Source organism: Paenibacillus favisporus (assembly GCF_040545415.1).
In the GTDB taxonomy this organism is placed as follows: Bacteria; Bacillota; Bacilli; order Paenibacillales; family Paenibacillaceae; genus Paenibacillus_AQ; species Paenibacillus_AQ favisporus.
The window spans coordinates 888,479-910,321 of record NZ_JBEPLV010000003.1; the positions used below are offsets into that span (position 1 = coordinate 888,479).

General features: G+C 54.4%; 14 protein-coding genes. All 14 read left to right on the forward strand.

The genetic code is table 11. The annotated features are described in order from the left end of the window. Nucleotides 1-175 precede the first annotated feature (175 nt). Entirely contained in the window at nucleotides 176-2,251 is a 2,076-nt protein-coding gene (locus ABID47_RS17125) for a serine hydrolase domain-containing protein (RefSeq protein ID WP_354498454.1), read from the forward strand. Between the two features lie 213 nt (nucleotides 2,252-2,464). Beyond that, nucleotides 2,465-3,145 (forward strand): serine/threonine protein kinase, encoded by a 681-nt coding sequence (locus ABID47_RS17130; protein WP_354498456.1) that lies wholly within the window; start codon nucleotides 2,465-2,467, stop codon nucleotides 3,143-3,145. Between the two features lie 79 nt (nucleotides 3,146-3,224). Further along, the gene (locus ABID47_RS17135) at nucleotides 3,225-3,599 is read left to right on the forward strand and encodes a MerR family transcriptional regulator (protein WP_116230713.1); all 375 of its coding nucleotides are present in this window, start codon (nucleotides 3,225-3,227) and stop codon (nucleotides 3,597-3,599) included. Beyond that, entirely contained in the window at nucleotides 3,600-3,929 is a 330-nt protein-coding gene (gene trxA, locus ABID47_RS17140) for a thioredoxin (protein ID WP_354498458.1), read from the forward strand. 266 nt (nucleotides 3,930-4,195) lie between these two features. Next, nucleotides 4,196-6,877 carry a discoidin domain-containing protein gene (locus tag ABID47_RS17145; protein WP_354498461.1) on the forward strand — a complete coding sequence of 894 codons (2,682 nt, stop codon included), beginning with the start codon at nucleotides 4,196-4,198 and terminating at the stop codon, nucleotides 6,875-6,877. Between the two features lie 256 nt (nucleotides 6,878-7,133). Continuing rightward, nucleotides 7,134-8,426: a cupin domain-containing protein gene (locus ABID47_RS17150; RefSeq protein ID WP_354498463.1), complete on the forward strand. Its 1,293-nt coding sequence runs from the start codon at nucleotides 7,134-7,136 to the stop codon at nucleotides 8,424-8,426. A gap of 44 nt (nucleotides 8,427-8,470) precedes the next feature. Further along, on the forward strand, nucleotides 8,471-10,885 hold the full coding sequence (locus ABID47_RS17155) for a glycoside hydrolase family 95 protein (RefSeq protein WP_354498465.1): 2,415 nt from the start codon (nucleotides 8,471-8,473) through the stop codon (nucleotides 10,883-10,885). A gap of 109 nt (nucleotides 10,886-10,994) precedes the next feature. Next, a complete protein-coding gene (locus tag ABID47_RS17160; protein WP_116230709.1) occupies nucleotides 10,995-11,954 on the forward strand; it encodes an ABC transporter permease in 960 nt (319 codons plus the stop codon). A 19-nt stretch (nucleotides 11,955-11,973) separates the two neighbouring features. Then, entirely contained in the window at nucleotides 11,974-12,837 is an 864-nt protein-coding gene (locus tag ABID47_RS17165) for a carbohydrate ABC transporter permease (protein ID WP_116230708.1), read from the forward strand. A 222-nt stretch (nucleotides 12,838-13,059) separates the two neighbouring features. Beyond that, nucleotides 13,060-14,640 (forward strand): extracellular solute-binding protein, encoded by a 1,581-nt coding sequence (locus ABID47_RS17170; protein WP_354498467.1) that lies wholly within the window; start codon nucleotides 13,060-13,062, stop codon nucleotides 14,638-14,640. Nucleotides 14,641-14,715: 75 nt separating this feature from the next. Continuing rightward, the gene (locus ABID47_RS17175) at nucleotides 14,716-15,741 is read left to right on the forward strand and encodes a response regulator transcription factor (RefSeq protein WP_354498469.1); all 1,026 of its coding nucleotides are present in this window, start codon (nucleotides 14,716-14,718) and stop codon (nucleotides 15,739-15,741) included. Nucleotides 15,742-15,770: 29 nt separating this feature from the next. Then, on the forward strand, nucleotides 15,771-17,612 hold the full coding sequence (locus tag ABID47_RS17180) for a cache domain-containing sensor histidine kinase (RefSeq protein WP_354498471.1): 1,842 nt from the start codon (nucleotides 15,771-15,773) through the stop codon (nucleotides 17,610-17,612). 209 nt (nucleotides 17,613-17,821) lie between these two features. Next, nucleotides 17,822-19,384: an extracellular solute-binding protein gene (locus ABID47_RS17185; protein WP_251675421.1), complete on the forward strand. Its 1,563-nt coding sequence runs from the start codon at nucleotides 17,822-17,824 to the stop codon at nucleotides 19,382-19,384. A gap of 57 nt (nucleotides 19,385-19,441) precedes the next feature. Beyond that, a complete protein-coding gene (locus tag ABID47_RS17190) occupies nucleotides 19,442-21,826 on the forward strand; it encodes a glycosyl hydrolase family 95 catalytic domain-containing protein (RefSeq protein ID WP_354498474.1) in 2,385 nt (794 codons plus the stop codon). The last annotated feature ends 17 nt before the right edge of the window (nucleotides 21,827-21,843 follow it).

Here is a 21,843-nt window from a genome sequence, read left to right on the forward strand (position 1 = left end):
ACGGTTTGAGGCAGCCATCCACCAAGATGGCTGCCTTTTCGAGTTAGCGCAAGCTAGATAGTTGGTCCTATGTCGAACCGCAGTATGAGACGATGTTCCCTTTTTGTTGGAAAACTGAACCAAATTCGGGGTGATGAACGTAGTACCGAATAGTCCAACAAAAGGAGGTTCATTCATGAAAAAAAGGATGGCATGGCTTCTGACCGCCGCACTGACATTGACCCCGCTGGTTCCCACCGCAGCGATGGCGTCCGGCACGGAAGCGACGGTTCCGGCCGCCAAAGGGCTTGAACAAATCGCCGCAGAGAAAGCGGAACTGCTCACGAAGCAGTACGGGACGATCAGCGTGCAGTACGCGCTCATCGACCAAGGGAAGATCCGAGTTTCCAGCCAAACCGGAACGAATGATAAAGAGGGCAAGGTTCCGCTAACGAGCGGCACGATGTACGGCATCGGTTCAACGAGCAAAATGTTTACGACCGCCGCCGTCATGAAACTGGTTGACGAGGGGAAGATCAACCTGGACACCCCGATTGTACAGTACATACCGGAATTCAAAATGAAGGATGAGCGCTACAAGCAAATTACCCCGCGCATGCTGCTGAACCATTCCTCCGGGATTCAAGGTTCCAGCCTGAATAATGCGTTTTTGTTTGAAGACTCGGACCCTTACGCGCACGACACCCTGCTTGAGCAGCTGTCCAAGCAAAGCTTGAAGGCCGATCCGGGCGCTTTCTCGGTGTATTGCAACGACGGCTTTACGCTGGCGGAGATCTTGGTGGAACGTGTAAGCGGGATGAAATTTACCGCCTTCGTTCATCAATATTTCACCGGACCGCTGGACATGAAGAATACCAAAACTTCGCAGGATATGGTGGATCCTTCCCAAACGGCAGGCCTCTATTATCCCGGCATTCAGCAGCAGCTGCCGAACGAAACGGTGAACGTGATCGGCACGGGAGGTATTTATTCAACAGCGGAGGATTTGGCGCGGTTCTCGCAAATCTTTACCGGACAACAGCAGGGCATCCTGTCAGCCAAGTCGGTGGAAGCTATGGGTCAGCCTGAATACAAAAAAGGATTGTGGCCAAAAGATGCGGACAATTCCTTTGATTACGGCCTGGGCTGGGACAGCGTAAGGCTGTATCCGTTTAACGATTATGGTATCAAAGCAGTCGTCAAAGGCGGGGACACGATTCTGTACCACGCTTCGCTGATCGCCCTTCCGGAGCAGAATATGGCTGCGGCTGTCGTATCATCAGGCGGAAGCAGCTCGACGAACCAGCTCCTTGCGACACAAATCCTGCTGGAAGCGCTGAAAGAAAAAGGGACGATCAAAGAGATCAAGCCGGACAAATCGTTCGGGAAGCCGGTTCCGGCCAGCATGCCGGAAGATCTGAAGAAGGAAGCCGGATATTACGGCTCGACCAATCAACTGGTCAAGGTTGATTTGAAGGATGGAATGATGTCCGTCACGGTTCCGAATGTTCCTGAGTATCCTGCGGAGAAATATGTGTACACTTCGGACGGAACGTTCGTGAACGAAGCGGGTACCGCGAAAGTCAGCATTGTGAAGGAAAAGAATGGCTTGACTTACCTATGGGTCCAGGAATACAGCAGCGTTCCAGAGCTTGGGCAAATAGCGTTGTCCCATTACCTGGCCCAAAAGCTGGACAGCAACCCGCTTTCAAAGGACACGGCCAAAGCTTGGGATCAGCGTGAAGGTAAAACCTATTATCCGGTGAACGAAAAATACACGTCAGTCATGTATTTGATGAAGCCTACGCTGGAGATCAAGCGGGCCCAAGATTTCCAAGGGTATTTGAACGACAAAAAAATAACCGGACCGAATACGGCAGCCAGCGTTCTTCAGGTTCCGGGCATGGGCGGCCGGGACACGTCGGAATACAGCTTCTATAAAAAAAACGGAGCCGAATACCTGGAAGCCGCGGGCAGCGTATTCGTCAGCGAGGATCTGGTGAAGCCGCTGTACCATGGCAAACAATCGACTGTCAGCATCAAGGCGGATGGTTATGCAAGATGGTTCACGGTTCCGAAGCAAGCCGCCGGAAAAACGATGACAGTGAAGCTTCCGGTTGAAGGAGGATTCGTCGTTTATGACGCCGAAGGCAAGCTCGTAAATATGAGTGAAGTCAGCGGATCTAACCAAGTTGTCCTGCCTAAGGACGGAACCGTTGTTTTCGCAGGAGACGCCGGATCTTCGTTCGACGTCAAACTCGATAAAAAGTAAGGTATAATACGTAACCTGCTATCATCATTCATCATTTTATAGCTATTGAATGCAGAACCACCGCATCCTTCATCCACTAAAGGGGCGGTGGTTTTATATTACAGAGGGAGCGAAATCCTTAACTATAACCAACGAGCCTGCCATTCACTTGGATTACCCGGCTCAAATACAGTAGAATAAGTAAAACCTAAGCTCGCAGGGGGCGGTCGAACAATGAACAACAGTAAAGAGTGGAAGCAGGCCGAACATGCTCTATCCCGAATGGAAGTGCTGAAACAAGGCAGCAACGAGCCGGTGGCGATAACCGGTGAATCGGAGGATTTAGTCTGTATCGGCATCGGAACCGACGCGGCTGTGTTTGTATACGAACCGCTTCCAGCATATGCATATAAGCTGTACACGGAAGCTGCGCTTCCAAAGAAGCAGGCGGAAATTCATGTCTACAGCCGGCTGGAAGGCAGTCCGTTTTTTCCTGTGTTTTACGGATCAGGAGAACGCTATGTCGTCATCAGCCGGGAAGAAGGTATGACTCTGTATGATTGCCTCCTGTATGGAATCCCGGTGCCAAGGCAGGTCATCGACGACGTGGATGCCGCTCGTGCATTTGTAAGGAGCAAAGGGCTTAACCCCAGGGACATTCATCTGAAAAATGTGCTGCTTCAGGACGGGCGCGGGAAAGTCATTGACGTGTCTGAATATATCCAGAGCGGAAACGATAAGCGGTGGGAGCATCTGGAATGGGCGTATGATAACGTGTATCCGCTACTGGAAGGCAAAAGGATCCCCTTATGGCTGATTGAAGCTGTGAAGACGGCTTATAACCATCTCGATCCGTTGAACATTAATTTACAGGAATTTTCCGAACGCATACGAAAGCTTTTTATAAAAAAATAATTGGCCTGCCTCTTGACCCTCACATTAGTGTCAGGGTTTACAATAAAGACCTACCGGGCAGGAAGGAGGAGATGGAGCCTTGAACATTGGAGAATTGGCGGAGCGGACCGGTGTTAGCATTCGCTCCCTTCGTTACTATGAACAAAAGGGGCTGCTTACGCCACTGCGAAAGGAGAACGGGTACAGGGAATATACCCCGTTTGCGGTCGAGCAGGTGCAGGCCATTCAGCTGTATTTGAACCTCGGATTGTCCACAGACGAAATATCCGGAATTCTGCAGTGCGTCTTGCAGAACAAGGAAGCTTTTTGTAAAGACGTGCTGCCGATTTACCAGCAAAAGCTTCAGGAGATCGATAAACAGATTCAGGTGCTGACCAGCATCCGGGCCAATTTGACCGAGCGCATCGATTCCATCCTGTTCGAACGATCCCTATCCGGTCAGGAGGAAGGTTAAATGAGTATTCAAGCGGTTAACGATACGACGTTTGCGTCGCAAATAAGAGCCCAGGGAACCACATTGGTGGAATTTGGAGCGGTATGGTGCCCTCCCTGCAAGAAGCTGCTCCCCATGCTGGACGAATTGTCTGAAGAGATGGGGGATCAGGTGCAATTTTTGAAGGTGGACTGCGATGAGTCTCCTGCTGCCGCCAGCCGATATCAGGTGATGTCCGTTCCGACGGTCATCGTGTTCCGCGACGGTGAGGCTGTCGAGAAGCTGGTCGGCCTGCGGCCGAAGAGCGTTTACGAGCAGGTTGTATCCAAGCATAGCTTATCAAAAGCATGAGTGGTAAGCGAAGATGGGCCATACTTCCCGGCAAGAGGGATGGATCGTGGATCGTGGCCTCTGCGGTGAGAATTGATATTTAGCATGGATGTCACAAATAGACGGCGGTTCCGGAAGCATGGTTCGCATGTTGGCCGGTCGCCGTCTTTGTGTGTTTAGAGGAAGGAATAAGAAAACACAAACCGATCGATAAAAATGACATGTTAAACAGTGGAAAGCCTTGTTAATATGTAAGCGATTTCAAAACAAGAAAGGTGGGATATGATTTGACGGGTTGGAGGAAAAGGGTCAGCGCAAGTCTGATTGTATTGATGATCTGCTCCCAAGCGGCAATGGCCGGTGGGAAGCAGGCAGTTGACGCTGCTGCGGCCGAGGACGGAAACTTGGCGGTTGGCAGTACGGCGACGGCAAGCTCGGGCAGCGCAGCGAACGCGGTGGACGGCAAAGGCGAAACCGTATGGCAGCCATTAGCCGCCGACAGAAAGGATGATATGAACGTGTGGCTTTCCATCGACTTGGGTAAGGAGAAAACCTTCAACAAGGTGATGTTCAACTTGAACCGGGCAGACAATCTGAAGGATTACCAGCTGCTCTATTCGAACGACCAGACGAATTGGAATGAAGCATTCAGCAAAAACAAGGATTTAAGCGCATCGGAAACCGCCAGCTTTGAGGCGGTCAGCGCACGGTATTTGAAGCTGAGCCTGAATCTCAGCAAAGACCTGAACGTGCAGCTATCCGAGCTGTCCGTGTATAACAGTACGGAGGAACCTGCACCGGCAGACCTTCAGCGGATCTATTTTACTGATGCGGCCGGGAAGGAATACCCGAACAACAGCGAAATCCGGCTGAACAAAGGAGAAGAAGCTGCGCTGTTTTTGAAAGGTGAACTGAAATCCGGCAGCGTCGTGGATTTAAGCGAAGTGGCGAAAACCTTTAAATCTTCCACCATGGACGTGTCCGTATCCCCTTCGGGAACCGTGACGGCGAACCAGGTCGGGGCTTCGCTGATGCAGGCGGTCGTACATACAACAGAAGACTTGAAGACAAGCGACCTCTGGGTGGTGGTTGATGATCCCGCAGCTTTTCAAGGCGAAGCCTATGTCGTCAACTCCAAACTGACGCATCCGTGGATGAAGACGGAGATCGGACAGCCGGCCGTCATCGAACCGCAGGACGTTTATCCGACCGTGTCCCTGACGCCTACCGTAAACGGAAATGTCACAGGCGAGTTGATTTATAACGGAAATAAGACCATTGATGCCTTGCCAAAGACAGCGTTGACTAAAGGAGAAGCGGTGGAATGGACGCCTGTGGGGAAAGCGGACCAGCAAGGGTCCTATCAGCTGCGGTTGACGATTGAACAGAGCGGCAAAGAACCTGTGTACGAATCATATTATTTTACCGTGCTTGATCCCAAAAGCGTTCCTGCGGGACAGAGCCCAATCGCTTTCCTGGGTAAAGACGGGAAAATGGTATACATCGGCGATTACCGCGGCAACCAAATTCTCGACTTCTCGAATGTCGGCTATATGGGCGGTGGTGTAAAGATACCGAACGTGCCCGTAAAAGCCACCGTATCTCCGGGAGACGGAGATGACACGGCACGAATCCAGGCAGCGATCGATGAGGTGGCCCGGCTTCCGCTCGGCAAGGACGGGTTCCGTGGCACGGTCCTGCTGAAAAAAGGCAGATATGACGTCGGCGGCACACTGACCGTCAAAGCCAGCGGGATCGTGCTGCGGGGCATGGGTCAGGACGAAAAAGGAACGCTTATATACGGCACCGGGGCCAATCCACGCAATTTGATCGAAATCGGGGAGAATGTTGGCCTTACTTTGGATAGTGGCTCTAAGCAGACGATCTCCGATTTGTACGTGCCATCGGGTGCGCGAACCTTTCATGTGGAAGATGCCAGTGCCTATCATGTAGGCGACCAAATCGTCGTCCGCCGGATCGGGGATAAAAACTGGATTCATGCGATCGGCATGGATTACATTTACAACCGTCCGGGCGGCACGGCAACCCAGTGGTCTCCGTTCAACCTGGATTTTGACCGGGTTATCACGGCCGTCGACGGCAATTCGATTACGGTCGATGCGCCGCTGGCAAGCGCGATCGAGCGCCAGTGGGGCGGCGGTGAAATCTACAAATACACGGATGAGGCCCGCATTCAGCAGGTAGGCGTCGAAAATATGCGGGTGGATTCGGACTTCGATCCAAGCGTCATCGATACCGTCATGGATAACGATACGACCGACCCGTATTATGCGGACGAGAAGCATGCCGAGCGCTTTGTTGTATTTAACAGTGTTAAAAACGGCTGGGTCCGGGATGTAACAGGGTATCATCTGTCGTACTCCCTCGTTCAAATGAGCCGCAACTCCAAATGGATCACCGTGCAGGACAGCAAAATGTACGACATGGTCAGCATCATCACCGGCGGCCGCCGGTACGTGATCCATCAGATGGGCCAGCTGAATTTTGTGCATCGGATCTACACGGAGACTGCGCGGCATGCGTTTGTCGTTGACAGCAGGGTGCAGGGGCCAAACGTGTTTCTGGATGGTGAGGCGGTCAAAAATTATAACACCAGCGAACCGCATCACCGCTGGTCCGTAGGCGGACTGTTCGACAACATCAAGGCTCCGATTTCCATCCGGGACAGAGCTTGGCTCGGCAGCGGCCATGGCTGGGCCGGGGCCAACTATGTGAGCTGGAACACGGAAGGAGAGCTCACCTCCCAGCAGCCGCCGACAGCGCAGAACTATGCCATCGGACATGTCGGCGAGAAGGTGCCCGGTCTGGTTCCGAGCGACTACGATCCCCGTCCACGCAGCGACGGATACTGGGACAATTACGGCCAGCATGTGACCGTTGAGAGCCTGTATAAGCAGCAGCTGGAGGAGCGGCTGGGCAAAAAAGCGCTGAACAACATACAAAAGTAACCAACAGCTAGTTCCGGCTTAGCAGCATCCACAATTTGTTGAATGATGCCAGACGATGAAGCCATGATTCCCATCCTATTCTCTATTGAGTAGGACGGGCGGAATCATGGTTCTTTTTATCTAAGCATAAAAAAACACAACCGCCAGGAATCTATGCCATGGAGAGACGGGCGGATGAGGAGTAGCATGGAGGCTGGAGTTACGTAATGTGCGGAATATATCTGAAAAGATGTTTTCCATAAAAGGAGGCCTATTTATGAAAGCGCTTCTCGTTGGTTTGGGAGGTTTTGGCGGCGGCTGGTACCGGAAGCTCCGGTCCCAGTATGCGGATATAGAACTCGCCGTTGCAGATATAGACTCTGGTAAAAGGACGGCGGTAGAGGCGGATGGAATCCCTTTTTACGAAAATGTACGCGAAGCCATCGAGCGGGAACAGCCAGATCTGTTGATCAACGTTACCCCAAGGGATGTTCACAAGCGCATTAACGAGCTGGCATTTGATCATAAACTGCCGGTATTTTGTGAAAAGCCGATCGCCGACAATTATGAGGATGCCGCCGCGATGGTGCAGCGCGCTGAACAGGAGCAAATTCCGTTTATGATCGCGGAAAACTACCGTACGTTTCCAGCGGTTCGCAGGCTGAAACAGCTTCTGGACGAAGGGGCGATCGGTGAACTGCGGTCCATGGAATGCGATTTTTTCAGGCAGCGCCAAAAAATAACGCTGGAACGGGACGAGGTGCTGGAAGAAGTCATCATTCACCATTTTGACCTGCTGCGGTATTTGTCCGGCCGCGAAGTGAGTAGGCTGTATGCTTCACGCAGGCATGTGTTTCATATTGTTATGGACCTGCAGGCCGGAATCCAGGCCTCGTTTCGCTGCTCCTTGACCAGCCAGGGGCGGGAAACGCAGTGGGCCGGCGATTGGCGGATCGAGGGATCGCTGGGCAGCTTGACCTTTGCGGGCGGCGTGCTCGAGCTCGTGACGGCGGAAGGCGTCCGGCGGATCGAGGATTTTAGCGATGTGGACGCCCCGGGGCCGTTCACCGAGTTTTTGCGGTCACTGGAGGAACACCGCCCGGGTGAAACGAATGCCAGGGATTATTTGAAAAATCAGGCTTTGGCGGATTACACGAGAAGGTCTCTCCGGACAGGCGTCCCTGTGGATCCTTCGGACAGCTGGGGATACGGGCCGGCCGTTATCCGCAATTTTCTTCGGGCCGAACTTACAGGCTCTGTAAGCCATGGAGGTGAAGGCTTGGTGCATGGCAGCAAGCTGTTCGGGAGCGACGATTTCGATACGCCGCTGAAATTTTTGCATTACACAATCATCCCGCCGGGGTCATCCATCGGCCTGCATGGTCACCGTGAGGATGAAGAACTGTACGTTCTGCTCGAAGGCAGCGGCTTGATGACGGTGAACGGAAGAACGTACCGGGTGGAAGCCGGGGACATCGTTCTGAACAAGCCTTGGTGGAGGCACGGCCTGCGAAATGACGGGGATGTGCCGATGAAAGCGATCATTTTTGAGGTGGGTATACCCAAATAGATGTGTATGCAGCAAAGGCCGGAGGAAGAGGAGAGGTGAAGCATGTGGTCAAACAGGATGTCAGCTTGCAAGAGCGTACAACTACAACTACGAGGGACCTTCGATTATGGTACACCCGGCCGGCAGCCGGGTGGAATGAAGCACTGCCCATAGGGAACGGGCGGCTGGGTGCAATGGTGTTCGGCACGCCGGGTCTGGAAAAAGTCCAGCTCAATGAGGATTCGATTTGGTACGGCGGTCCGGGACGGGCGGCCAATCCCCGGTCCCAGCCCTATTTGTCTGAGATCCGGACGCTGCTTAAGGAAGGAAAGCAGGCAGAAGCGGAGCACTTGGCGAGAATGGCGATGACGGCTTCCCCTAAATATGAGCAGCCATACCAGCCTCTAGGGGATCTGATGATCAAATTCCTTGATCAGGAAGGGCCTGCGGAAGACTACGAGCGGCAGCTGGATTTGGAGCAAGCCGTTGTGGACGTTCGATACCGGCACAAGGGCGTCCGGTATCGGCGGAGCTATTTCGCCAGCGAACCGGATGGGGTTCTGGTCATCCGATTGACCGCGGACCAGCCGGGACAGCTTACGCTGGCCGTCAACCTCATGCGCCGGCCGCTCGATTATGGCTGCCGGACCGACCCTTCGGGAGCCATCGTCATGGACGGGGAATGCGGAACGGACGGCGTCCGGTTTAGTGCAGCCTTTCGTGCCGTAATTCAGGGAGGACGGCAGCGGGTTATCGGTGATTACCTTTCGATCGAAGGAGCGGATGCTGTGACCCTGCTGCTGGCGGCGCACAGCACGTTTCGGGTGAAGCAGCCGGCAGAAGTTTGCCTGGAGCAGCTGGAGAGAGCAGCGGCGAAACCGTTTGAAACGCTGCTGAAACGGCATATAGACGAGTATGCGTCCCGGTTCGGCCGCTTTGCGATCGATCTGACGCCGGACGGGGATCCGCTTGCCGCTCTTCCTACAGACCAGCGGTTGCTCCGGTTGCAGCATGCGTTGGGACATGAAAGCGGCGAAGGAAACAGAAACGATTTGCTGCCTAATGAAGCGGAGATTGAAGATCCCGGTCTGGCGGCCCTCTACGTTCAATATGGGCGCTATTTGCTCATATCCTGCTCCCGGCCGGGCACCTTAGCGGCCAATCTGCAGGGGATTTGGAACGACAGTTATACCCCGCCGTGGGAATCCAAATATACGATCAACATCAACGTTCAGATGAATTACTGGCCGGCTGAAGTGCTCCATTTATCCGATTGCCATGAACCGCTGTTTGATCTGATCGACCGGATGCGGCCTAACGGACGGGCTACCGCTCGCGAGATGTACGGCTGCCGGGGCTTTACTGCCCATCACAACACGAATCTGTGGGCTGAAACCCGGCCGGAAGGGATTCTGATGACCTGCACGGTGTGGCCGATGGGCGCCGCGTGGCTGTGCCTCCATCTATGGGAGCACTACCGTTTCGGGGGTGATCTGGCTTTTCTTACCGAACGGGCATACCCGGCGATGAAGGAAGCGGCGCTATTTCTTCTCGATTACATGATCGAGGAGGACGGTTATCGGGTTACGGGACCGTCTGTTTCTCCAGAGAACCGGTTCGTTCTCCCGGACGGCGGCAGCGGCAGCCTGTGCATCGGTCCGGCGATGGATTCACAAATCGCGTTGACGCTGCTGTCCGCCTGCTTGGAAGCGGCGGCGATCATCGGCGAGGAGGATCAGGCATTTCTCGGCGAATTGCGGGAGACGATCGAACGCATTCCGCGCCCGGCTGTTGGTAAACACGGACAAATTATGGAATGGCTGCGCGATGATGAGGAGGCCGATCCCGGACACCGGCATATTTCGCAGCTGTTCGCCCTGCATCCGGGTGAGCTGATTGATGTTCGGCGCACGCCGGAGCTGGCGGCTGCTGCCGAGCGGACGCTCGCGCGGCGCCTCGCCGCAGGCGGCGGCCATACGGGCTGGAGCCGGGCCTGGACCGTCAATTTCTATGCCCGGCTTGGCAGGGGGCAGGAGGCTTACGGGCATTTGATGAAGCTGTTTGCGATCTCCACGTATCCGAATTTGCTGGACTGCCATCCGCCTTTTCAAATCGATGGCAACTTTGGCGGAGCGGCGGGAGCGGCGGAAATGCTGCTGCAATCCCATGCAGGGGAGATCCGGCTGCTGCCGGCCCTGCCGAAGGCGTGGCGCTCCGGCCGTGTTGAAGGCCTGCGGGCAAGAGGGGGGTATACCGTAGGTCTGTCTTGGAGTAAAGGGACGCTTGACGAGGTGACGATCCGCTCCTCCAAGGCGGGCTTGTGCCGCCTGTGGTCGCCCGTCCCCTTGGAGCTCGCTGTTTCCGGTCACCTGGGAGCCGGTGCCTCGGGCGATAAGTCCGACGATGACCCTTCCGGTTTTGAATATGTGATCACCTTGGCAGCTGGGGAAAGCTGCTGCATTCGGGCACGCAAAGGATGAACGCCACCGTAATAAAACACAAGTGAAGCGACAAATCCCCATTCCGAGGGTCCGGACAAAAAGATTAACATTAGCGATGAAGCGATCTATACAAAAAGGAGCGATATTTATGCCAGAACAAGCGCCAGCTGCCATCTCAGCCTCCAGTCCGGCCTTACCCGTACCCAAAAGGCGGATGAGCAATCTGCGCAAATACAAGGCGCTGTACCTGATCTCACTGCCTGGAATCATTTATTTTATCGTGTTTAAATACCTGCCCCTGCTGGGGTCCGTCATGGCGTTTCAAAACTACAACATCTTCAAGGGCTTTACAGGCAGTCCATGGGTCGGACTCGACCAGTTCCGCAGGATGTTCACTTACCCGGAATTTCTGCGGATTCTTGAAAATACGGTTCTGATCGGATTTTATGATCTGATCTTTGCCTTTCCGGTTCCGATTATCTTTGCGCTGCTCCTGAACGAATTGAGGAAAGTCGTGTACAAGCGGATTCTCCAAACGGTCGTCTATCTGCCTCACTTCCTCTCCTGGGTCATTATCGGAGGGATCATGATCGGCATATTATCGCCGACGACAGGAATCGTGAATCAGGTATTGAATGCATTCGGACTCAAATCGATTTACTTTCTGGGCGAGGATTCGTATATCCGGAGCATCCTGGTCGGAACGGGGATCTGGAAAGACAGCGGCTGGGGCACGATTGTGTATTTGGCCGCACTAGCCAGCGTCAATCCTGAGCTGTATGAAGCCGCCCGCATCGACGGTGCCAGCCGCTGGAGACAAACCCTGTCGATCACGATCCCGGCCATCCTGCCGACCATCACCATTATGTTCCTGCTCCATATCGGAAACTTCCTTGATTTCGGCTTTGAACGCGTATTCGTCTTCGTCAATTCGCTGAATGAAAGCAAGGGCGACATCCTCGACACCTACATTTACCGGGTCGGCCTCATTGATCAGCAGTACAGCTACACGACGGCGATCGGCCTCTTCAAATCGGTGGTCGGACTGGTGCTTGTCATGATCGGGAATACGCTGAGCAAGCGGGCTTCGGGCGAAGGACTATACTAGAAAGGAGAAGGATGGCACAATGAAAAATAAAGGCAGCTTATTCGACGGATTTAATTATATTTTCTTGACGCTGGTCGGATGCTTGATGGTGTTCCCTCTTCTCCATGTGCTCGCCAAATCGTTCAGCAGCAGCCAGGCGATCAATGCGGGCAAGGTCAAGCTGATCCCGGTCGATTGGACGCTGACAAACTACCATGTCATTTTGGGAGACAGCTCCATCTGGCGAGCGTTTATGGTAAGCGTATTCATCACGGTCGTCGGGACGCTGATCAACTTGATCCTGACCGCATCACTGGCGTATCCGTTGTCCAGACCCGAGTATTCGTTCCGCAAAGTCGTGCTGATTTTTATACTGATTACGATGATCTTTCAGGCGCCGCTGATCCCTAACTATATGGTGATCAAAAACCTGCATCTGATCGACTCGTTATGGGCCTTGATCATTCCGTCGGCCATCAGCGCATACAACCTGTTCATCATGCGCTCCTTCTTCGTCGCCCTTCCGTCGGAGCTGATCGACAGCGCTCGGATCGACGGGGCGGGAGAGCTGCGCACGATGTGGAGCGTCATTCTTCCGCTGTCCAAACCGGCCATGGCAACCATGGGGCTGTTCTATGCGGTATCCCACTGGAATTCGTATTCGTCGGCGCTGTATTTTATCAACAACCGGGCGCTTTACCCGCTGCAGCTTCGCCTCCGGGAGATCGTTCTGAGCAATGACCTCGGTCAGGCTGGCAACTTGCTTGAAAATGTGAACCAGATCTCTCCGGCTGGCGTGCAAATGGCGGTCATCGTCGTTTCCGTTGTACCGATCATTATCGTGTACCCGTTCCTGCAGAAGTACTTTATCAAAGGGATGCTGATCGGGTCGATCAAGGCCTGATACTATCTTTTTACAGCTAGAAAAGTATACGTTTTCATAGATGTGAAATGTGATAAGATATTAAACATCAGTGTCATGCTATTTGCTCGGCGAGCGCTCAAGTATAGGTTGGCAGGCAAGAGTTTGGACCGGTGAGTGAATTTGGTTTTGCGTGCAGCTCAAAAACAGGAGAGCGAAGCCGAGTCAAACAGGAGTCAAATGGATGCAGGGAGGAGAGACGGCATGAAAAGAGCAGCTTATTTCATTCTGGCAGCGGCCGTTATTCTCCTGTTCTGTTATCTGACTGGAAGCGCGGATCGATTAGCCTCTCCTTCGCCGCAGCCGGCTCAGGAAGGTGTGACAGAATCCTCTACTCAGCCGACGGCCTTCAGCTTGGCGATATCCAACGGTGCCAGCCCTTATGCGGTGAATATGGCGGATCCGTCCGCGGACCGCTGGGTCAAACAATTGGAAGCGCTGACAAATACGAAGCTGTCCATATCTTTGATCTCGCTGAAAGATTTCGACCGGCGCATGCCGGTTATTCTTGCAGGCGATACCTATCCGGATGTCGTGCAGATGATTGGCGGGGCAAGCTCGGCCGCCATGGCCGGATCGGTCCAGGCGGGACTGTTCCTTCCGCTAGATGACTGGATCAAGACTTATGCTCCGAATTTGTGGAAAGCGGTGCCGCCTGAAGCCTGGAAGGAAACCAGCTTTGAGGGGCATATTTATGGAATTCCGGCCTGGCTCGGCAACCCGTCGCGCAGGGCAACGTATATCCGATCGGACCTGCTGGCGCAAACGGGTCTGCCCGTACCGAGAACCGTCGACGAATTTTTGGATGTGCTCCGAGCCTTCAAGAAGCTGGGGGTCGAAATACCCTATGAGATGCGGGAGAATTTCAAGTATGCAGACGTCATTTTCGGCGCGTACGACGTGCTGGGTTACCAGTTTGAAGTCCGAAACGGTGAGGTGGTTCCGAAATTTTTGGATGCAGAGCATATGATGAAGGCGCTGCAGGTATACCGGACGATGCTGATGGAGGGACTCATCCCGGAGGATTTTGCGACAGTCTCATCAACCGAATATACCCATGACATCGAAGCAGGCCGAGTGGGAAGCTGGACGGCGAACGCCGCCGGATTGCTGGACTTCCGCACCAAGCTCAGGGCATCGGTTCCCGGGGCCCAAATCGATATCATCCCCTCACCGGAAGGACCGGAAGGGACGAAAGGCTACGGCTTGTACAGCTCCGTCATCAATTCGTTCTACATTAATAAGCATGTGTTCAAGGAAAAATTGATCGGCATTCTCCAGTTTTTTGATTGGATGGTTTCGGACGAAGCTCAGCGTTTTTTTTCGTTCGGGATCGAGGGCGACACCTATACAGAAGACCATGGGACGATTGCGTATCATTTTCCGAAGACAAGGGAGGAGCAGGACGAGGAGACCTTCCGCGAACTGCTGTGGCTGACGCACGATCTGACGATCAACCGGGCCAGAACGGAACTGGTGCCGGGCGGGAAGGATCTGCTCCATGCTTTGGACGTGACGCTGCCGAAGGAAGGGCTGGGAAGCATCGTCTTTGTTCCCGAGCTGGAGTCCTTCAGTGCCTACCCCGATCTTGCTTCGGAGCGGCCGAACCAGGCGCCGCCCGTGATCGTTGACCATATGGTCAAAATGATTTACGGCAAGGAACCGATCTCGGATTGGCCGAAGGTCGTCCGGGAATACCGGGAACGCGGCGGAAATGCGATTATTCAGGAAGCGACGGCGAGGTACCGGGCCAAGCAAGGGGTGCTGATCCAGCACAACCGATAGGATGCGACATTTCTTTCTCTTTTCGATAATGCAGCTGCGCTTTTTCTATCCGCTCTAGGAAGGGGTTTGATACAAGTGCGAGTTTTGATTGTGGAAGATGAGCCTGTCATTCAAAAAGGATTGGTTAAGATGGTTCAACGTTATCCGGCTTCCTTCTCCGCGATTTATACCGCCGATGACGGGGAGGCTGCTTTCGAGACGATCCGGAATCTGGAACCGCACCTGGTGCTGACGGATTTGCGGATGAAGCGGATGGACGGACTAGAGCTGTGCGAACGGATACACCGGGAATTCAGTCATGTTCAGGTTGTCGTCATATCCGGTTATAATGACTTTCAGTATGCACAGCGGGCTATGGCGTACGGGGTCAAGCGCTATTTGTTGAAGCCGGTGACCCAGCAGGACGTACACGATACGCTGAAGGAGCTGATATCAGGGATGACCGGCAGCATTATTCCTGTGCAAAAATATGTGGAGTGGGCGCATCAGCTCGAGCAGAGCATCTGGCTGCTGCAGCGGGACGAAACGATTCGCATCATTGAAGAGGGCGAACGGTCGGGCTTGTTCGATGGGCTGAACGTGATCAACATGGAAGCGGTGCTGAGCGACTGCCTTGGCATGATCACAGAACGGCTGGAGAGCCGCGGCTGGAAGCCGCGTTCCGGTTGCAGGGGTACACAAGGCGCGTCCAATACGAAGAAGGAAGTCATGACCGCTTTTACCGCCAGCATGGACCGGATTCTCGAGGAGCTTCAGCTGACACGGAAAGGCAATTTCAAGGATCCGATCGAAGAGGCCAAAGCCTTTATCGACCAGCATCTGTCGGAGGACATCACACTGGAGGAAGTGGCCAAGCGGGTGGGGCTCGCCAGGACCTATTTCAGCGCTCTTTTCAAGAAAATGACAGGGGAGACATTTGTGCATTACCGGATCAAGAAACGGATGGAAGAAGCGCGCAGGCTGCTTGCCGTACCGACCCTGACGATCACCGATATCGCGGTCAAGGTGGGGTACGAGGATTATCCCCATTTTACGAAGACCTTCAAAAATTTCGTCGGCGTATCCCCGTCGGAGTACCGGTCTTCCTTTGGCATTGAATGATGAGAGTATCCCTGAGGCTGAAGCTGCTTTTGTATTTTACCATCGTGATTCTTCTTTCCCTGTCTGCGGTTGGCATCGCCTTCTACAGCATTTCAGCCAAGCAGCTGCAAAAAAGCGCAAAGAGCCAAATGGTCCAGATCGTGGACAATGCCGTACACCATACCAACCTGTATTTGTCGTCTTATCAGCGGTCGATGGTGGCGCTGCTGACCGACCTCAGGGTCAAACGGTACATCGATCTGCCGGCTGACCGGGAGGAGTACGAAAATTACCGCTACATGACCGATATCCGGGATGCGATCGTGGATCCGGTGTGGATCCGCAATCCCGAGATCGAAGCACTGTACATCATCGGTTACTCCGGGAATGCGCTCTATTATTATAACGGCGGATCGGAACCATCCTTTAAGCCGGAAGATACCGCCAAACAGATCCGATATTTTAAGGAGCACACGGATGAAAGCGGCCGGCTGACCATTATGAATTACAGCATTTTGGGCGAAAAGACGCCGATGATGACGCTGATCCGCCGCATCCGCGGACTTCGTTCCACGGACATGAAAGGTTTTGTGGGGATCGAGGTCAAGGCGGAGGAGCTGTCCACCCTGTGGAAGGGGATCGATCTGGGGAAGGACAGCTATTTTTTCATTGTGGACGGCGAAGGCAGGATACAATACCACAACGATCAGAACAAGGTAGGATCGATCGTTCCGTCCAGCCTGGGCAAGCAAATCAGCGAGGCCGGCACCGAGATGTTCCGCAGTTCGGCGGAGGGAATGGACCGGGTATATATCAGCCGCAAAGCCGAATACTCCGGGTGGAATCTGGTGGTATCCATTCCGTACAGCCAGCTGCAAAAACCGCTTAACACGATTCGCAGCTCCATTATCGTCGTTGCGGTCATTACGTTCCTGACGGCGTTATTCCTGGCGAGCCGGTTCGGCAAGTCGATTACGACCCCGATCCGGACGCTCATGAAGGGGATGAGCCAGACGGAGAAGGGAAACTGGAAGTTCATTCCGCTTCCGAAGCACCGGGACGAAATTACCGAGCTGATGATCCGCTACAACCTGATGGTGAACCGCTTATCGGAGATGGTCGACACGGTGTACCGCGCGGAGCTGAGGAACAAGGAAATGCAGGCCGAACGGCAGAAGGCCGAGTTTCAGTCGCTCCAGCTGCAGATCAACCCGCATTTCCTGTACAATACACTGGAAACGGTCGTATGTTACGCGGTTATTCAGGACTCGGACGAAATTACGGAGATCGTCGGCGCTCTGTCATATATGCTGCACTATTCGGTGCGGACCAATCTGGAAGAGATCACGGTAGCGAATGAGCTCAAGCACGTCATGTACTTCATGGTCATTATCAATCACCGGATCGGCCGGACGTTCGAGATTGATGTGAGGGTAAGGCCGGAGCTGCTTCTGCGGAAGATGGTCCGGCTCACACTTCAGCCGCTGGTGGAAAATGTGTTCCAGCACGCCTTCAGGCAAGGGGTGGAGGATCATCATACGATCGTCATTGATGCCGGCGAAGAGGGAGATTCCTTCTGGGTCAGTGTGCAGGACAACGGCTGCGGCATGGCCCCAGAGCGGCTTGAGGAGCTTCGCGCCAAGCTGAGCGAGAACCGGCTTGCCGACGAGGAGGACCGGGGCAGCGCGGGCGGGATCGGCGTACCCAATGTGCACAGACGGATTCAGCTGGTGTTCGGCGAGGACTACGGCGTAACTGTGGAAAGCAGTCCCGAGTTGGGAACCCGGATGATGATGCGGATGCCGATTTCCGGCGTAAAAGAGCTGAGCAGCCCAGCGGGGCAAGAGGCAGCCGCGCCTATGCAGGCCCTGCCCATGGCGGGCAGCGGCTAGGCGCAAACAAAGAAGTAAGTTAAGCAAATCCTGTATTCCGGAGCATGGAATACGGGATTTTTTTATGGTCAGACAGCCGTAAAAAACCGCAAAAAAACACATCACGACAATAATCCGCCCCATGGGAGCTTCCCTGGTTAAGCCTTATGATGGGGACAGCAGCAAAGAGAATATCTTTTGCACTTTGCATGAAGAGAGGGGATTATAAGATGAAAAAATGGGTCAGTCTGATCCTCGCGGCAGCGCTTGTCACGGGTCTGACCGCAGGCTGTGGAAACAAAAGCGCCTCGAGCGGCAGTGACGATGCGGCCGACGCATCGAAACCGGTGAAATTCAGCATCTCTTTAACCACAAGTGGAAACGCTTACGCGGAAGGCTCCAAGGACATCAACAACGAGAAATGGGTCAAGGAGGTCGAGAAGAGAGCCAACGTGGATTTGGACATCAGGCTGATTCCCTTGAAAGACTTCGATGCGAAGATGGCCGTCATGTTCGCCGGCGGCGATATTCCGGACGTCGTGCAAAACGTCGGCGGGGCAACGGATAAGTCTATGGCCGGTTCGGTTCAGGCCGGCGTGTTTATGCCGCTGGACGACTTGCTGAAAGAGTATGCTCCGAACCTGATGAAAGCCGTTCCGAAGGAAGCGTGGGACGAGGTGAGCTACAAGGGGAAAATCTACGGCGTGCCGACCTGGCTCAGCAACCCTTCCCGCCGCGCCACTTACATCCGGACCGACCTGCTGGAAAAAACGGGCCTGCCGGCGCCCCAAACGATGGACGATTTCCTGAACGTCCTGCGTGCGTTTAAAAAACTTGGCGTGAGCGCGCCGTATCAGATGAGGGAGAATTTTAAATACGCGGACATCGTATTTGGTGCGTATGACGCCCTGGGCTATCAGTTTACCGAAATGAACGGCCAGGTCGTACCGAAGTTTTTTAACGCTGAAAATATGGAAAAGGCGCTGACCGTCTACAAAACGATGTATGACGAAGGCCTGATCCAGAAAGATTTCGCGACGATCCAGGCGCCTCAGTACAGCGAAAATATCGAAGCTGGCAATGCCGGCATGTGGACAGCCAATGCCGCCAGCCTTCTCGATTTCCGTACGAAGATCGGTGCGGCGGTTCCCGGCGCCAAGGTCGATATCATCCCGTCACCGATAGGGGACAACGGACAGAAGGGTTATGGATTGTACAGCTCGGTTAACACTTCGCTCTATATCAACAGCAAGGTCAGCAAAGAGAAAGCAGCCCGGATCATCCAAATGTTCGAGTGGATGCAGACGCCGGAAGCGAAAAACTTCTACAGCTTTGGCATCGAGGGCGAGGATTACACGGTTAAAGACGGAAAAATCGATTACAAGCTGCCGGAAGGCAAAGCCGCTCAGGACGAAGCCGGATTCCGCTCGCTGCTTCGCTGGGTCGGTGACGGAACGATCAACCGTGAACGGACCGAATTGCTCCCAGGCGGACAAGACGTGCTGAAGGCGCTCGATGATACGCTGGCCAAAGAAGGCGTGGGAGGGATCGGATTTGTGCCGGACCTGGAATCCTTCAGCCAGTTCCCTGACTTGGCTTCCAAGCGTCCGGACCAGGCGCCGAAGCTCATCATCGACCACATGGTCAAAATGATCTACGGCAAAGAGCCGATCAGCGATTTTCCTAAAGTCATCGAGGAGTATAAGCAAAAGGGCGGCGATGAGATCGTCAAAGAAGCCACGGAGCGTTACAACAACAAAGACGGAATTATCGATCAGCAAAGCCGCAAATAGGTTGATTTCAGGGAAGCCTTTCACGCGAAGGGCTTCCTCCTGTTAGGAGGGGAATATATGGGCAGGAAAACCGGAGACGGACGGAATAAGCTGAAGCTTCTGACCCCTTCATCCTGGTGGGGAGCCAAGTGGAGGGAGGCGCTGCCGGCAGGCAACGGAATAACCGGAGCAGCCGTGTATGGCGGAGTCCATTTGGAAACGGTCATGCTCACGCACGGCGGCTTGTGGTGGCAGAGCCGCACGCCGGATCTGCCCGACGTGAGCGGCCGGCTTGGAGAGATGCGCCGATTGATGATGGAGGGGAAGGAGGCACTTGCCGAAAATGTATTGGTCGACGGTTTGAAGAAGCAAGGCTACGATCCGGTCATGGCTGTTCCGCTGCCGCTTGGCGACCTGAACTTGAGTATGGACGTGAGTGAAGGCTTTAAAGACTACAGCCGGGAACTGGACATGGAAACCGGTGAAGTAATGGTGCGCTGGCAGGACGGGCATACGCGTTATGAGCGGGCGTTGTTCGTATCCCGGGCGGACGATTTGATCGTCTATGAGCTGCGGTCGTCAGGGCCAGGCCCGATATCGGCGAAGATCGCCCTTGACCTGCATCATCGCGGGGATGTCAGGCGTCCCCTTGGCAGACCTGACGCTCCATTACCGACAGGAAGCGAATCAGCGTCCGACGGTGAGTTCATATGGTATGCCGCATGCCATGACGACGGCAGCGATTTCGGTGCCGTCGCCCGGGTGGTCACGATCGATGGCAGGATAAGCAGCACAGGCAGCGAGTCCGTTCTTGAAGGCGCCATGCAGGCACTGATCCTGGTTAAACTGTTCGTTCATGAACCGCGTCAAGCGGCCTGGAAACGGTTGAAACACGAGCTGGCCGCAGAACATCGGTCTTACACCGAGCTGCTGCAGCCGCACATTGAGGAGCATGAACGCTTGTTTCAGCGGATGACGCTGAATCTGGATGCTCCCGGACGAGAGGCCACAAACGAAGAGCTGCTGCTGCAAGCCTACCGCGGCGAAGCCCCGCTGGCCATGCTGGAGAAGATGTGGGCCTATGGGCGTTATCTTCTGATTTCAAGCTCGCGCGAAGGCGGGGATCCCTGCCATTTATACGGCTTATGGTGCGGGGAATATCGCGGCTTCTGGGCGTTCCATATGGTCAACGAGAACCTGCAGATGATATATTGGCAGGCGCTCAAGGGACATATGCCCGAGCTGCTGCTGCCCGTATTCGATTACGTGGAGCGGCAGATGGACGATTATCGCCGCAACGCGCGCTGTATATACGGCTGCAGGGGGATCTGGATCCCCGCACCGACCGCGCCGGATTCCGGCCTGCTGAAGACGATCGCGCCACACATTATCCACTGGACCGGGGCGGCGGGCTGGATCGCGCAGCACTATTATGATTATTACCTGTATACAGGGGACAGGGAATTTTTAAGAAACCGGGCCCTGCCGTTCCTGCGGGAGGTGACTTTGTTCTATGAAGACTTCCTGATTACCGGGGACGATGGTCTGTACATCAGCTGCCCATCCAATTCGCCCGAGAACCGGCCGGGTAACGGCGCGGGTGGGCCAAAGGGAACGGCGATGAATGCGACGATGGATTTTGCCATCGCCAAGGAAGTGCTGACCCGGCTGGTTGAGGGTGCCGCTCAGGAAGGTTTGTATGCTGAGGAAGTCGCGGGCTGGAAAGACATGATCGCCAAAATCCCGGCGTATCAGGTTAATGCAGACGGCGCAGTCCGTGAATGGATGCATCCTGCCTATGAGGATCAATACCATCACCGGCATCAGTCGCACCTCTATCCGGTGTTTCCGGGCAAAGAGGTAACGCGGGAGACCGATCCCGGTTTGTTTGCAGCCTTCGAGACCGCGTTAAGAAAGAGGCTGGTCGTTGGATTAAAGGAGCAGACGGGATGGTCACTTGCTCATATGTCCAATTTGTACGCCCGCATGGGCGAAGCGGATAAGGCGCTGGAGTGCTTGGATCTGCTGGCAAGATCAGCCGTGATCAATAATTTCTTCACGCTTCACAACGACTGGCGCGGCATGGGCATCGGCCTTGATATGGAGTGGGCTCCGTTTCAGATTGATGCGAATATGGGGATGACGGCTGCGCTTCAGGAAATGCTGCTGTATTCCGATCTCAACATGATCCGAATCCTCCCAGCACTGCCGAAGCGATTCCTCTCCGGAAGCGCCGCTGGAATGCTGGCATGCGGTGGCTACGAGGTAGACATCGCCTGGGACAGGAAGGATGGCACGCTTGATGTTCGGCTCCAATCTTTGAGGGCTGGAGGCCCCGTTACCCTCGTACTGCCCGAAGCTTGCAGCGGCTTCCGGGACGGGGGCAGACTGCCTGAGAATCGGCAAATCGCCGTCATGCTTGAACAGGGGGAATCACTGACCTTGCAAGTGACATTCAGCTAAGGAGAGGAGAGAGACAA